Below are 14,205 nucleotides of genomic sequence, written 5' to 3'. Positions count from 1 at the left end.
CCGCTACACCGCGGCCCGACCGGGGCCGAACCCGGCCGGCGGGCGCGAGCCGAGATGGTCCCGCAGCGTCCGGCCCTCGTACTCGGTGCGGAACAGGCCGCGCCGCCGCAGCTCCGGCAGGACCAGCGCGATGAAGTCGTCGAGGCCGCCGGGCAGCGTCGGCGGCATGATGTTGAAGCCGTCCGCCCCGCCGGCCCGGAACCGCGCCTCCATCTCGTCCACGATCTGGGCCGGCGTGCCGACGATCTGCGAGTGGCCGCGCGCGCCGGCGATGCGCAGGTAGAGTTGGCGCAGGGTCAGGCCCTCGCGGCGGGCGAGGTCGAACATGAGCTGCTGGCGGGACTTGATGCCTTCGGTCTCGGGCAACTCCGGCACCGGCCCCTCGGGATCGTAGCCCGACAGATCGTGGCCGCCGATCATGCGCCCGAGCAGCGCCAGCCCGACCACCGGGTCGATCAGGTCCTGCAGCGCCTCGAACTTCGCCCGCGCCTCGGCCTCGCTGCGCCCGACGACGGGGAACAGGCCGGGCATGATCTTCAGATCATCCGGCGCACGACCGAAGCCGGGCATGCGCCCCTTGAGATCGCCGTAGAACTCGACCGCCTCCTCCAGCGTCTGGTTCGCGGTGAAGACGATCTCGGCGGTCCGCGCCGCGAGGTCCTTGCCGGGCCCGGAAGCGCCGGCCTGCACCAGCACGGGCTGGCCCTGCGGCGTCCGCGAGATGTTGAGCGGACCGCGGACCTCGAAATGCTTGCCCCGGTGATCCAGCGGGCGGAAGCCGTCCGGCTTCGAGAACTGGCCGCTCGCGCGGTCGATGATCACGGCGCCGTCGTCCCAGGTGTTCCAGAGGCCGAGGACCACGTCCGCAAATTCCTCGGCGCGCTCGTAGCGGTCGGCGTGACGGCCGATCCGGTCGCCGCCGAAATTCGCCGCCTCCGCGTCGGTCGCGGAGGTCACGAGGTTCCAGCCGGCGCGCCCGCCGCTGAGATGGTCGAGGGAGGCGAACCGGCGCGCGACGTTGAAGGGCTCGTTGAAGCTGGTGGAGGTGGTGGCGACGAGACCGATCCGGCGCGTCACCGCCGCGAGGGCCGACAGCAGCGTCAGCGGCTCGAAATGGGTCGAGCGCGCGGTGCGCTCGCTCGACCGCAGGTCGAGGTCGCGGATCCCGCTCCCGTCCTCCAGGAAGATGAGGTCGAACTTCGCGGCCTCGGCGCGCTGCGCCCAGCCGACGTAGCGCTCCAGGACGAGCCCGCCGTCGGCCTCGCTGGAGGGATGGCGCCAGCCCGCGACGTGGTGGCCGGTCGCGTAGAAGAACGCGCCGAGGCGCAGGGTACCCTGTCTCATCGAACCGACCGTCATCGTGCCTGATCCGCTCCGTGCCTTCCGCGCGGGCCGGTGTCCAGCCGAACCGTGCGCACGGGCGGACCCCGCGTCGCGCACGGCTCATCCGCCGCACCGGAACTCCGGCCGGGCGGCCGGAGCCTCAGCGCGGGACTGCGGCGTCCGGCGCGTTGTCGGCGGGGAGGTCGCGCAGGTCGGACGAGGCGTAACGCCCGTGCCGGGCCGCCAGCGAGCCCCTCGCCTCCTGCATCGGCATGAAGGCCGCGAATCCGACCGGCTCGGCCACGTCGTGGTAGATCGCCTCCATGCCGCCGCGCATGTGGTAGGTCTCGTGCCAGATGCCGACGCCGCGCGTGTCGCGCAGGAAATCCCGCCACCAGATCCGGTGCGGCTCGGACTTGGACCACGCGACCATGCTGTCCATGTCCCGCCAGTACCAGCGCATGCCGACATGGAGCGGGCGCAGGCTGAAGATGATGTTGTTCTCGTAGTGCAGGAGGCCCTCTGGCCGCGCCGCGCCGACCCTGTCGATCCGCGGCCCGAAGCCGAGCAGGGTCTTCACGCCGGCCAGGGTGCGGACCTTCATCCCGAGATAGATCACGACGAGGTCCGGGTAGCCCGAGAAGTCCGGGACCGCGTGTCGCCGGTTCGCGCCCATGTTCGCGCCCTCATTCGCCGGCCGGTCCTGGCGGGCCTTCAGCGTCGAGAATAGGCGACGACGCGGTCGGCGAGCAATATTCGTGGACCGCGTTGCTTACGACCTGCGAAGTCCGGCAGTATCGGACGAACCCGGTCGACCTCCGTCACGGCCGCCGCGATCCGGGCGGACGCCCCCGCCCGCACCGCCGCGGAGATCCTCGAGGTTCGCGCCGACCGCCTCGGAGATCTCCGCTCCGTCGCCGGATCGTTCGGGATCGTGCGCGGCTCAGCGCGTGCGCTCCCCGCAATCCGGGCCATTCTGCCGGGAGCGCGGCCAGGCGCGGGTGCGGATGTACTGTTCGACCACGAGAGCCCCTCCTCCAAGAACAACCACAGCGAGAATGGCTTCGCGGAAAGTGCCAGGATCGATCATCGTCTCGACTCCCTGAAGTGAATCGCCCCTGCTGGGGCCTGAGAGCTCTTCAAGTCTGCTCCCCCTCGTCAATCCCTGACCGCTTCCCGGGTTGCGCTGCCTAGCTGACAATTGCCCTTCGACGACGTGAACATTCTGTAAGACTGAGGATCGAGAGAGCGGCGCGTCGGCGCAGAGCGCGCGGCCGGACAATGGGCCCGTCCACCGCGTGCGCCGGCCGACTGGCATCGTGTCGACGGCGCAAGGCCTTCGACATTTCGCGCGACGCGCCCGTGTCGGATGCTAGGATCCGACGATGCAGCAGCAGATCTCAGTCATCACGCTCGGCGTCTCATCGCTCGGCCGGTCGCGCGCCTTCTACGGCGACGGCTTCGGCTGGGCTCCCGTGTTCGAGAACGACGAGATCGTCTTCTACCAGATGAACGGGTTCATGCTCGGAACCTGGCAGAACCCCAACCTCGACCAGGACATGCGGCGCGCGAGCGAACCGAGCCCGAGCGCGTTCTGCCTCGCCCACAACGTCCCGAACCGCGGCGACGTCGCGCCCACCATCGCGCGGCTCGTCGCGGCGGGCGGGACGCTCCTGCGCGCGGCCGACGAACCGCCCCACGGCGGATACCGCGGATATCTGAGCGATCCGGACGGACATGCCTGGGAGATCGCCTGGAACCCGGCCTGGCGGATCGATGAACGCGGTCGGGTGACGTTCGGACTCTGAGCGGGCGCGGAGGCCGCCGAGGAGATCGGCCGTGCCGGGAAGGCCGCGCCTCAGAGGTGGGTGAGCCGCAGGCGCCACCCGGACGAATCCGCGACGATGGCCGGGTCGAGGGCCGGATCGGGCGGCCGCGCCGCGGCCGGCGCGGCCGTCGGAGGCTCCGCCACGGCGATGTCGGCGGACGGGACGCGGCCGGAGACGCAGCCGCAGAGGGGCAGCGCCAGGGCGAGTGCCGCGACGGCGACAGACCGGATCGGTACGGTCCACCCGCGGATCGGCGATGCGGCCTCGACCGCGCGGGAGACCGCGGCGCTCCGTCCTCGGCGCGGAGCGCATCCGGCAACGGGTTCCGGCGGACGGCCCGAAGCGGCGCCACGGTGGGGCCGGGAGCCCGACGCGGCCATGGCCCGGCCCCGGCCCTCGGCCTCAGGCGCCCGCAGGCCCGCGGCTCACGTGGCCGCCCAGAAGGAGCGCCTTGGCGGCCGCGTCGATCCGGCCGAGCCACTTCTCCGCCGTCTCCGCGCGCAGGTCGGCGACGCGGACCTGCTCCTCGGCGGCCCGAACCCAGGCTTCGGCCTCCGCGTGGATCGTCCGGACGCGCGCCTCGGCCTCCGCGCGGATGTCCTGCACCTGGGCGTCCGCCTCGGCCTGGACGCGCTGCAGCCGGATATCGGCGCGGGCCTCGACCTCGCGGACGCGCATCTCGGACAGTTGCAGGCGGTGCCGGGTCTCCGCCAGCGCGCGCTGCGCGGCGGCCAGGGCGGCCTCGTGCGACATGCTCTGCTCCTGCAGGCGCTGCTTCTGCGCTTCGGCACGGCCGGCCATGCCGGTGATGATGTCGAGCGTGCTCATCCAGTCCGACACCGCCTCGGACTCGCAGGGGACGGGCGCGGGACCCGCGTCGTTGACCGCGGGTTCCGGCAGGATTGGCGGGTGCGCGACGGGCTCGATGCGCGGCGCGGACAGCGCGGCCGGCCCCTCGACCGTGTCGAAGGACGGCTTGAGCTTCAGGATCTCGGCGGACGGTCCCTCGACGAAGCGGTCCAGGCTGTCGGCGACCTGCGAGAGGATGTGGGACCACGTGGCTGTGGGGGCCGCGACCATGATGGCTCTACCCTGGCGGGATTTTGGCAATGGCTAATACAATCTCCGGTATGGTTAATGTGTGGTTAATCGGCGGCGCGGCGGCGCGAATCCCGGACGGTTCGTGGCGGCCCGATCAGTCTCGGCAGGCCCGGACGGGAAGGCTCGACAATCTTCCGCCGGATCGGTTCCAGTTTCCGAGGCGCTTCGAGCGGTTTCGGCAGGTTATCGACCGCCGAAGACCGGACTCCCGGACTGGCCGCGATCGGGCCGGCGTCATCGCGCGGCCTGCGTCGCGGGCGCGGCCTGGATGATCGGCGCGGCCGCGGCCAGGATGGACGCGGCGTCGCGGTCGAGGGGCGGATAGATGCGCGTGCCGTTGATGATTTGCTTCGTCGCCTTCGCGGCGGCGCCCGACGAGACCAGCGTGCCGCGATCCCAGCCGGCGGTGTAGACCGCCCCCCAGGCGCCCAGATCCAGCACGGTGACGTAGTCGGGCGCGGCGAAGCGCAGCCGCCGCTCCGGCCGGCCGGCGAGATCGCAGACGGCGTTGAAACCCGCGAACCGACCCATCGGCCGGGCGTGCTGGCACGACATCACCGTGCGATGACCGGCATCGTCCGCCGCAGCCGAGGCGATGTCGCCGGCCGCGTAGACGCCAGCGAGCCCCTGGACGGCCAGGAAGGCGTCGACGGGCAGGCGCCCGAGCGGGTCGAGGGGGAGGCCGAGCGTGCCGCCCAGCGGGCTCGCCCGCATGCCGGTGGCGCAGACACTCGTCCACGCCGGCAGGCGCGTCCCGTCCGCCAGCGTCACCCCGGTGCGATCGACGGCACCGACCCGCGCACCGCCGATGCAGGTCACGCCGGCATCGCGCAAGGCCTCGCGGATCCCCGGCAGGGCCGCCGCGCCCATGGCGCTCCCGACTTCGCGCGCGTGGTCGATCAGGATGGTCCGCACCGGACCCGTGGCCCCGGCCCGGTCCCTGGCAGCGGCGAGCCGGGCGGGCAGCTCGCAGGCGAGTTCCAGTCCCACCAGGCCACCGCCGATGACGACGGCGGTCCAGCGGCCGGCCTCATCCGGCCCGCCCGCGTCACCGAGACGATCGAGATGCGCCGCGAGGGCCTGGGCCCCCGCGAAGGTGTCGACATCGAAGGCGCCCGCGATTCCCGGGATCTCGGGGCGCCACAGCAGGCTTCCGGCGGCGAGGATGAGGCGGTCGTACGCCAGCGTCTCGACGACGCCCGACGACGCGGCGGACGACACCGCGGACGACACCGCGGACGCCGCCGCGGACTCGACCGTGACCGTGCGCGCCGCGGGGTCGATGTCGATCGCGCGCGCCTCGCGGCGTTCCACGCCGATCGGCCCGAGCACGTCGTCGAGGGGTACGCGCAGGGCGCCGAGATCGGCCTCGTAGCAGCGGACCCGGATGACGTGGAACGGGTCCGGCGCGATCACCGTGACCGCGACGCGGTCGCCGAGGCCGAACTCGGTCCGGGCGCGCGCCGCGGCGGCGGCGGCCCACAGACCGGCGAAGCCGCCGCCGATCACGACGATTCTCGAGTCCATGGCAGAGTTCCCCCCGTGCCGGAGACATTGAACTCTGCACGTCGCTCGGCGATGCGGCAACGGTTACAGTCCTGGCGCGGGCGAGGATCGCTTCCGACAGTCGAGCGCCGGCGGTTCAGCCGTCGTGGCAGCCGCCATCCTGGCACGCCTTCGGGCGCCGGAAGGACCCGTCAGCCCGAAGCCGCGGTCTCACGTGAGTGCGGGCCGCGCGGCTCCAGCGTGGCCGCGGCGCGGCCCGGGAGGACAGACGTTGCTCCTCGCGCGCGCGGACGCGTAATTTCTTCTCGTCCTGGGCTGGCCGACCGAAAATTCTTGCTTCGACGCCGCGAAGTAGAGAAAGCCCTTTTGTTGACTCCGCGACCGGCCGACAGGATCTTGTATTCACAGTCACGCTGAGGGCCGCGCAGGTACGATGAAGACGCAGGGGCGGACCGGGCGTGATCCCGCAGCCGGGAGATGTGTCGGCGCGGATCGCGCGATCGGGGCGGTCCCGGGTCTCGGACGCGCCGGATGCGCCCGGCCGATCGTCTCGCCGACGGCGCCGCGTCCCTGAACCCAGCCGCCCGGACGAGACCGCTCGGGACCGCGCCGCGGCGCGGATCCCCTGCCCCGCGCCGGCCCCGCACCCCGCCCTCCGTTTCGCCACGACATCAGGCCCGACCATGCGCTCCACCCGCCGATCCCTCCTGGCCGCCGGCCTCGCCCTGGCCTGCCTCGGCGCGCTCGCGCCGCGCGAGGCCCGCGCCGACGACCCGAAGGAGATCCGCCTGGACTGGGCGACCTACAATCCGGTCGGCCTGCTCCTGAAGGAGAAGGGCTTCCTGGAGGAGGCGCTGGCGCCGCGCGGCATCAAGGTCCGCTGGGTCCAGTCGCTCGGCTCCAACAAGGCCCTCGAGTTCCTGAATGCCGGCGCCATCGATTTTGGGTCGGCGGCCGGCGCGGCGGCCCTCGTGGCGCGCATCAACGGCAACCCGATCAAGGCGATCTACGCCTACTCGCGCCCCGAATGGACGGCGCTCGTGACCCGCAAGGACAGCGGCATCACCAAGCCCGCCGACCTGAAGGGCAAGCGCGTCGCCGTCACCCGGGGCACCGATCCGCACATCTTCCTGATCCGCGCGCTCCAGGGCGCCGGCCTCACCGAGCGCGACGCCAAGCTCGTGCTGCTGCAGCACGCGGACGGGCGGACCGCCCTCGACCGCGGCGACGTCGATGCCTGGGCCGGCCTCGACCCGATGATGGCGGCGGCCGAGATCGAGAACGGCGACGTGCTGGTCTACCGCGACGCCGCGGCGAACACCTGGGGCCTGCTCGACGTCCGGGAGGACTTCGCCACCGCCCATCCCGACCTCGTCCGGACGGTGATCGCGGCCTACGAGCGGGCGCGCGCCTACGCGCTGGCCAACCCGCAGGCGCTCGCGGCGGCCCTCGTGGCGGCCACCAAGCTGCCCGAGCCGGTGATCGCCCGGCAGCTCGAGCGGACCGACCTCTCCCAGCCGGCGATCGGCCCGGCCCAGGCGCAGTCGATCAAGGCGGCCGGCACCGCCCTGCAGCAGGCCGGGATCATCCCGGCGGGCACCGACGTGTCCGCCGCCGTCGACGGGCTGCTCGACACGCGCTTCAATCCCGTCGCCGGACAGTGAGCGGCCGCGTGCCGCTTCTGCGGCGGGGCGGTCGCGCCGGCCTGGGTCTGCTGCTGCCGCTCGTCCTGGCGATCGGCTGGGAGATCGCGGTCGCGAGCGGCGCGGCGTCGGGGCGGCTGCTCCCGCCGCCGAGCCGGATCGCCGCGACCCTCTGGGCCCTGGCCGTCTCGGGCGATCTCTGGATGCATGTCGAGGCGACCCTCGTGCGGGTCGGCCTCGGCTTCCTCTGCGGCGCGTCGGCCGGGATCCTGGCCGGCGCCCTCGTCGCCACGGTCCCGCCGCTGCGCTGGCTCCTCGACCCGAGCCTGCAGGCGCTGCGGGCCGTCCCGTCGCTCGCCTGGGTGCCGCTCTTCATCCTGTGGTTCGGCATCCTGGAGACGCCGAAGGTCCTCTTGATCGCCGTGGGGGTGTTCTTCCCGGTCTATGTCGGCGTCTCGGGTGCGATCGCCTCGGTCGACCGCAAGCTGGTCGAGGTCGGCCGGATCTTCCGCCTGTCCCGCCTCGCCCTCGCCCGCCGGATCCTGCTGCCGGCCGTGCTGCCGGCGACCCTGGTGGGCCTGCGCACGGGGCTCGGCCTCGGCTTCCTGTTCGTCGTGGCGGCGGAGCTGATGGGCGCCTCGGAGGGGCTCGGCTACCTGCTGGTGGACGGCCAGCAGTTCAGCAAGCCCGATCAGATCGTGGCGGCGATCATCGCCTTCGCCCTCGTCGGCAAGGCGGCCGACATGGCCCTGGTCACGCTGACAGCTCCCCTGACCCGGTGGCAGGATACCGTGCGGGACAGCCTGTGACCGCGGCTCCGGCCCGGACGCGGGCCGCGGACCGGGAGGCCGCCCCGCGCCGCGATCCCCACGCCACGCCCGCCGAGAGACGCCCGTGCTGACCGTCGACGACCTCTCCAAGACCTACGCGGACGGCACGCAGGCGCTCGCGGGCATCGACCTGTCGGTCGAGCAGGGCGAGATCGTCGCGCTGATCGGCGGCTCGGGCTGCGGGAAGACGACCCTGCTCCGGCTGATCGCGGGGCTCGACCACGCGAGCGCGGGCGCCGTCGCGGTCGACGGCGAGACGATCCGCGCACCCCATCCGAGCGTGGGCGTCGTCTTCCAGGAGCCGCGCCTGCTGCCCTGGCTCGACGTGGCCGGCAATGTCGGCTTCGGCCTCGCCGACCTGTCCCGGTCCGAGCGCCGCGCCCGCGTCGCCCACGCCCTAGAGCGCGTCGGGCTCGCCGAGCACGGCGGTCGCTGGCCGCGGGAGCTGTCCGGCGGGCAGCAGCAGCGCGTGGCGATCGCCCGCGCCTTCGTGGCGCGGCCGCGGGTGCTGCTCCTCGACGAGCCGTTCTCGGCCCTCGACGCCTTCACCCGCAAGGGGCTGCACGACCAGCTCCTCGGTCTCTGGGCCGAGTCGAAGCCGACGATCCTGATCGTCACGCACGATGTCGGGGAGGCCGTCACCCTGGCCGACCGGGTGGTGGTGATGCGCCCGCGGCCCGGGCGCCTCGACGAGACCGTCCCAGTCGCGCTCGCCCGGCCGCGCGAACCGGTGGCGGCGACCTACGAGGAGGCCGTGCGCCGCGTGCTCGCCGCCCTCGACCACTCCCTGCGCCCGGCGACGAGCAGCCGGCCGCCCGCGCCCGAGACCCGCGCGAGCTGGTGGTAGGGCCGCCGGCGAACCGCGGCCTCAGGACCCGACCGCGGTCAGTTCCAGATCCGCGGGGTCCGCGCGCCGGAACCGGGCGTAGCGCAGCGCCATCACCGGCAGGACCAGCAGGTTCAGCACCGTCGAGGTGATCAGGCCGCCGAGGATCACGAGGGCCATCGGGCCCTCGATCTCGCGGCCGGGCTCCCCGGCCCCGAGCGCCAGCGGCAGCAGGCCGAGGCCCGTCACCAGGGACGTCATCAGGATCGGCACCATCCGGTCCGCGGCGCCCGCCGCCGCCGTGGCGGCGTCCCAGGCGCGCCCGTCCCGGGTGACCATCTGCTCGTAATGGGCGATCAGCATCACGCTGTTGCGCAGCGAGATGCCCGACAGGGTCACGAAGCCGACGATCGAGCCCAGCGACAGCACACCGCCGGTGAGCGCCACGGCCGCGACGCCGCCCACGAACGCGAAGGGCAGGTTGACGAGGACGAGAAGCAGGTTCGCCGCCGAGCCGGTGACGATCGCCAGCAGGACCACGATGCCGAAGCCGGCCATCCCGGCATGGACCAGCAGGTCGCGGCGGGCGGCCGCCTGCGCCTCGGCGGCCCCCGAGAAGGTCACGTAGACCCCTTCCGGCAGCCGCACCTCGCGGGCGATCTTGCGCTTGGCCGCTGCCACGAAGCCCGCGACGTCGCGGTCGGCGACGTTGGCGGTCACCGCCTGCACCCGCTGCGCGCCGAGATGCTGGACCTGGTAGCGGCCGGCGCTCTCGTAGACGTCGGCGACCTGCGACAGCCGGACGTAGCGCCCGCCCGGCGTCCGCAGGGGCAGGTCGCCCACCGCGCTGAGGCGGTCCCGCACGCGGGCGTCGAGGATCACCAGCACGTTGAACACGGCGTTGCCGCGATAGGTCTGGCCGACCGTGTCGCCCTGGTAGGCGGTGCGCACGGCCTCGAGCACCTCCACGGGGTCGAGCCCCCAGTGCCGCAGATCCACCGGCCGCAGCGCCACCGTGACCTGCGGCAGCCCGGCCGGCGAGGCCTGCTGGACGTCCCGGGCGCCCTTCACCTCCGAGAGTTCCTGCGCCACCGAGCGGGCGGCCGCCTCGATCCGGTCGAGGTCGCTGCCGACCACGTTGACCACGACCGGCGCGGTGAAGCCCGAGACCGTCTCCTCGATGCGCTCGGTGAGGAAGGTCTTGAGCGAGAAGGCGGCCCCCGGGAAGCCGGCGATCAGCTGCCGGATGGCGCCCTCGACCCGGCGCTGGGCAGCGCCGTCGAGCCCGGGCTCGAGGTCGATGTGGATCTCGCTGTAGTGCGGCCCGGCGGTGTCCTCGGCGGCCTCGGCCCGGCCGATCTGCGCCGCCACGGCGCGCACCCCGGGGATCTCCTTCAGGTCGCCGGTGATCAGCGTCCCGAGCCGCTCCGATTCCTGCAGCGCGGTGCCGGGGATGGCGACCATGTGCAGGATCATGTGCCCCTCCTTCAGGTCGGGGAGGAACACCGCGCCGAGGGTCGGCAGGACGGCGGCGCCCGCGAGGGTGACCAGCAGGGCGCCCGCCATGGCGACCCGCGGCACCCGCCCGATCCCGGCGAGCAGCCGCAGGTAGGCGGCGCGGCTCCAGCGCACCACGGGCGGATCGGGCGGCGCGGCGCCGGAGTCGCGCCCCATCCGGCCCCCGAGGAGCAGGAGCGCCAGGGCCGGCGTGACCGTGAGCGCCACGAGGAGCGAGGCGACGACGGCCGCGATGTAGGCGAGCGCCAGCGGCCCGAACAGGCGGCCGGCGACGCCGGTCAGCGCCAGGACCGGCAGGAACATCAGGATCACCGCGAGGGTCGCGTAGGCAACCGAGGTCCGCACCTCCAGCATCGCGGCGAGCACCACGCGCGGCAGGCCGCGGCGCCCGCCCCGCGACTCCCGCAGCCGGCGCGCGACGTTCTCGACGCCGATCACCGCGTCGTCGACGACCTCGCCGATGGCGAGGGCGAGGCCGCCGAGGGTCATCGTGTTGAGGCTCTCGCCCCAGGCCTGGAGGGCGAGGGCGGCGGCGATCAGCGACAGCGGGATCGCCGTGGCGCTGATCAGGGCCGCCCGCCAGTCCGCGAGGAAGACGAGGAGCACGACCACCACCAGCACGCCGCCGAGCGCCAGCGCCTCGATCACGTTGCCGGTGGCCACGTCCACGAAGTTCGCCGGCCGGAACAGGTCGGCCCGCAGGCTCACGCCGTCGCGCTTCAGGACCGGGCGCAGCTCGTCGAGGGCCGCCTCCAGGCGGGCGGTCACGGCGCGGGTGTCGACGCCCACCTGCGCGCCGACCATCAGCAGCACGCCGGGCCTGCCGTCTACGAGGGCCGCGCTGATCGCCGGCTCGGGCGCGGCCGTGACGGTCGCCACGTCGGAGAGCACCACGCTCGCCCCGCCGTCGTTGTGGAGCACGATCTGCCCGAGCGCCTCCGGGGTGAGCGACTGCCCCTCGGTCCGGAGCAGGACGCGCTGGTTCGGCGTGTCGACGAAGCCCGCCCCGCGCACGCCGGTCCCCTTCCGGGCGGCCGTGAGGACGTCGTTGAGGCCGATCTGGAAGCGGATCAGGTCGTCGGGGCGGACCTGGATCTGCAGGGCGCGCACGCCGCCGCCGTAGATCGAGACCTGGGCGATGCCGGGCACCGCCTGGAGCCGCCGCCGCACGGTCCACTCCGCGACCTGGCGCAGATCCATGGCGTCGCGGGTCTCGGAGGTGAGACCCACGAGGAGCACGGTCAGCGTCGAGGAGGTCAACGGGGTCATGGCGGGCGCCGCCACGCCGGCCGGCATGCGGCCGGCGAGCGCCGCCAGGCGCTCGTTGACCCGCTGGCGGATGCGGTCGACGTCGCTGCCGGACCGGAACGCGGCGGTGATCACCGACAGGCCCTGGATCGAGGTGGAGCGCAGGGTCTCCAGGCCCGGCAGGCCGCCGACCGACACCTCCACGGGCTGCGTGACCAGCACCTCGACCTGCTCCGAATCGAGGCCCGGCGCCTCGGTCTGGATGGTCACGGTCGGCGGCGCGAATTCCGGGAACACGTCGTAGCGCGCCCCCGAGAGGGCGTAGAGCCCGAAGACGAGGACGGCGCAGGCGAGGGCCAGGACCACCCTGGGCAGCCGGACGGCGAAACCGACGAGGGCCGCCTGCGGACCGCCGCGACCGGCGGCAGCGGGCGGCTCAATCATCGTCGTCGCCCACGACGCGGATGCGGCTCTTCATCTCCTCGGACAGGAGCGCCTGCGCGCCCCGCAGCACGATCTCGCTGCCATCCGCCAGATCCTCGACCACGAAGGCGTCGGCCGACATCGGCGCGTCCGGCCGCACCGGGTGACGCACGAAGGCGCCGTCGCCGGTCCCGCGATACACCCAGGTGCCACCCTCGCCGTGGACGACGGCGTCCTCCGGCACGAGGACGCCCTTCACCGCGCGCGGCGCCGGCAGGAACGCCATCGTGCTGGTCCCGGGCAGGAGACCGCTGTCGCCGGAGACGAGATAGAAGAAGCTCTGCCCCTGGATCCGCGGATCGGTCCGCGTCGCCGGCGAGACCAGCCGGAGAGCGACCCGCTCGCTCTGCGGCGGCACCTCGGCGAAAGCGGCCTTGGGCGCCTGCGGCAGGGTCTCCCCCGGCGGCAACGTCACCTGCATGAGGAAATCGGCCCGCTCGATCAGGCGCGTCACCAGCGGCGACCGCTCGATGATCGCCTTTCCGAGCACCGGCCCCCATTCCTGGCGCGCCGTCGCCGCGAAGGTGCGCAACTGCGATTCCGCCACCGTGACCGACGCCTGATCGGTCAGGAGCGTGCCCTCGGCGGTCTCGATCTGCGCCACCGCCACCACGCCGGCGCCGAGGGTCCGCGCCCGGCGGGCGGCGCTGGCCGAGACCTCGACCCGGGCGCGGGCCGTCTGGAGCGCCGCCACGGCGCCGGCGTAGCTGTTGGTCAGCTCGGTGATGCGGGCGAGGTCGAGGACGCTGCCGTAGGCGGTCAATTCCTGGGGGTGCAGGACGGCGGGACGCGCCTCGGCGACGAGACCGATCCGGGCGCGCTCGGCCGGCGTCAGCCGGACCAGGGTCCGGCCGTCCTCGATGGCGGTGCGCGGCGCGGGAAGCTGCGCCGCCGCCGACAGGTTCTCTCGCCGCTCGGGAATCAGCGCCGCGACGCGCGCCCGTACCTCGGCGACGATCGGGCCGGCATCGGCCCGGAGGCGCGCGCCCGTCGGCGTGACCGCGAGACCGGCCGCAGCGAGCAGGACCCCTCCGATGAGCAGCAGCGCCCGGCGACCACGCACGTCGCTCTCCTCCCCCGAACCGATTGCCGAATCTACCCGGTTTCGGTGCCAAATACAGCCGAACTCGACCAGCTCAAACTGTCACGCTCGGTTCCGGTCGTGGGTCGGGCCTCGGGGGTGCTCGGGAACGCGAAAGCCCGCCTCGACGGTGCGAGGCGGGCTTCCGGTCTGCTGGGATTATGTCGGTTCGGATCAGCAATCGTTGCCGGAGACCGGGGCGGTCTGCCGATCGGCGGCGGCCTTGTTCATGGCGCCGACCGTGCCGGGCGACGCGGGCTGGTTGCCGCCGGCCAGGTTCGCGGCGGCCGGATCGGTCGAGTTCGACTTGGAGCCGGCGTCCGTCTGCGCCTGACGGTCGGCGGTCTGGTTGGCTCCCACGTTGTTCATGGCACCGACCGTGCCGGGCGACGCGGGCTGGTTGCCGCCAGCGAGATTCTTGCTCGACTTGTCGACGTCGGAGCTCTTGGGATTCGATGCCTGCTGATCGGGGCTGTTCGACTTCGTGGTTCCGGTGTTGCACGGGGCCGCGAGGGCGGGCCCGGCAGCGAGGGCCAGAAGCGCAACCGCGCCGGCCAGATGAGAGACCTTCATCAAACGCTCCTCCAGGATTTATCGATCTCCCAAGTGCCTAATCGTCCCGTGAGTTCCGTCGCGACTGCCCAGATCTTCGATTGAGAGCGGGCCGCACACCGGATTTCGGTGCCCTCAACGTGGAGAAATGTATGAATTCAGACATTGGTGCCGAAGATTCCGGGCCGCTCACGTCGCGGCGGCCGATCTTCGGTGCGGCATCTTATCCCACGAGGCCCGGCCGAGCTGTTTCATCGGCCCGGCG

The 14,205-nt window shown here is 73.1% G+C and carries 11 protein-coding genes; 4 read left to right on the top strand and 7 right to left on the bottom strand.

Annotated elements, in window-relative coordinates; all coding sequences use genetic code 11:
- Window positions 1–3: 3 nt before the first annotated feature.
- On the bottom strand, window positions 4–1,344 hold the full coding sequence (locus tag H288_RS0113390) for an LLM class flavin-dependent oxidoreductase (protein ID WP_026604917.1): 1,341 nt from the start codon (window positions 1,342–1,344) through the stop codon (window positions 4–6).
- Window positions 1,345–1,483: 139 nt separating this feature from the next.
- A complete protein-coding gene (locus H288_RS0113385; protein ID WP_020093087.1) occupies window positions 1,484–1,999 on the bottom strand; it encodes a DUF4188 domain-containing protein in 516 nt (171 codons plus the stop codon).
- A 709-nt stretch (window positions 2,000–2,708) separates the two neighbouring features.
- Here H288_RS0113385 and H288_RS0113380 point away from each other — a divergent pair.
- Window positions 2,709–3,131: a VOC family protein gene (locus tag H288_RS0113380; RefSeq protein ID WP_020093086.1), complete on the top strand. Its 423-nt coding sequence runs from the start codon at window positions 2,709–2,711 to the stop codon at window positions 3,129–3,131.
- Window positions 3,132–3,554: 423 nt separating this feature from the next.
- On the opposite strand, the gene H288_RS0113370 is transcribed toward H288_RS0113380, so the two are convergent.
- Window positions 3,555–4,232 (bottom strand): hypothetical protein, encoded by a 678-nt coding sequence (locus H288_RS0113370; RefSeq protein WP_020093084.1) that lies wholly within the window; start codon window positions 4,230–4,232, stop codon window positions 3,555–3,557.
- A gap of 255 nt (window positions 4,233–4,487) precedes the next feature.
- Complete coding sequence (locus H288_RS0113365; protein ID WP_020093083.1) at window positions 4,488–5,780, bottom strand: FAD-dependent oxidoreductase; 1,293 nt, start codon at window positions 5,778–5,780, stop codon at window positions 4,488–4,490.
- Between the two features lie 662 nt (window positions 5,781–6,442).
- Here H288_RS0113365 and H288_RS0113360 point away from each other — a divergent pair.
- The 3 genes from H288_RS0113360 (at window position 6,443) to H288_RS0113350 (ending at window position 9,079) form a co-directional block, all read left to right on the top strand.
- Complete coding sequence (locus H288_RS0113360; protein ID WP_020093082.1) at window positions 6,443–7,423, top strand: aliphatic sulfonate ABC transporter substrate-binding protein; 981 nt, start codon at window positions 6,443–6,445, stop codon at window positions 7,421–7,423.
- An 8-nt stretch (window positions 7,424–7,431) separates the two neighbouring features.
- Window positions 7,432–8,211 (top strand): ABC transporter permease, encoded by a 780-nt coding sequence (locus H288_RS0113355; RefSeq protein ID WP_106735915.1) that lies wholly within the window; start codon window positions 7,432–7,434, stop codon window positions 8,209–8,211.
- Window positions 8,212–8,296: 85 nt separating this feature from the next.
- Window positions 8,297–9,079 carry an ABC transporter ATP-binding protein gene (locus tag H288_RS0113350; protein ID WP_020093080.1) on the top strand — a complete coding sequence of 261 codons (783 nt, stop codon included), beginning with the start codon at window positions 8,297–8,299 and terminating at the stop codon, window positions 9,077–9,079.
- 21 nt (window positions 9,080–9,100) lie between these two features.
- On the opposite strand, the gene H288_RS0113345 is transcribed toward H288_RS0113350, so the two are convergent.
- From H288_RS0113345 to H288_RS0113335, 3 genes are all read right to left on the bottom strand, one after another.
- Window positions 9,101–12,268 carry an efflux RND transporter permease subunit gene (locus H288_RS0113345; protein WP_020093079.1) on the bottom strand — a complete coding sequence of 1,056 codons (3,168 nt, stop codon included), beginning with the start codon at window positions 12,266–12,268 and terminating at the stop codon, window positions 9,101–9,103.
- Complete coding sequence (locus tag H288_RS0113340; RefSeq protein WP_020093078.1) at window positions 12,261–13,370, bottom strand: multidrug transporter; 1,110 nt, start codon at window positions 13,368–13,370, stop codon at window positions 12,261–12,263. Before H288_RS0113340 ends, H288_RS0113345 begins: the two co-directional genes overlap by 8 nt.
- A gap of 192 nt (window positions 13,371–13,562) precedes the next feature.
- Window positions 13,563–13,961, bottom strand: a complete 399-nt coding sequence (locus H288_RS0113335) for a hypothetical protein (RefSeq protein ID WP_020093077.1) — start codon at window positions 13,959–13,961, stop codon at window positions 13,563–13,565.
- Window positions 13,962–14,205 lie beyond the last annotated feature (244 nt).

Source organism: Methylobacterium sp. 285MFTsu5.1, assembly GCF_000383455.1.
Classification (GTDB): domain Bacteria; phylum Pseudomonadota; class Alphaproteobacteria; order Rhizobiales; family Beijerinckiaceae; genus Methylobacterium.
The sequence above is the reverse complement of the archived record's forward strand: the minus strand, read 5'-3'. Positions and strand labels throughout refer to the sequence as shown.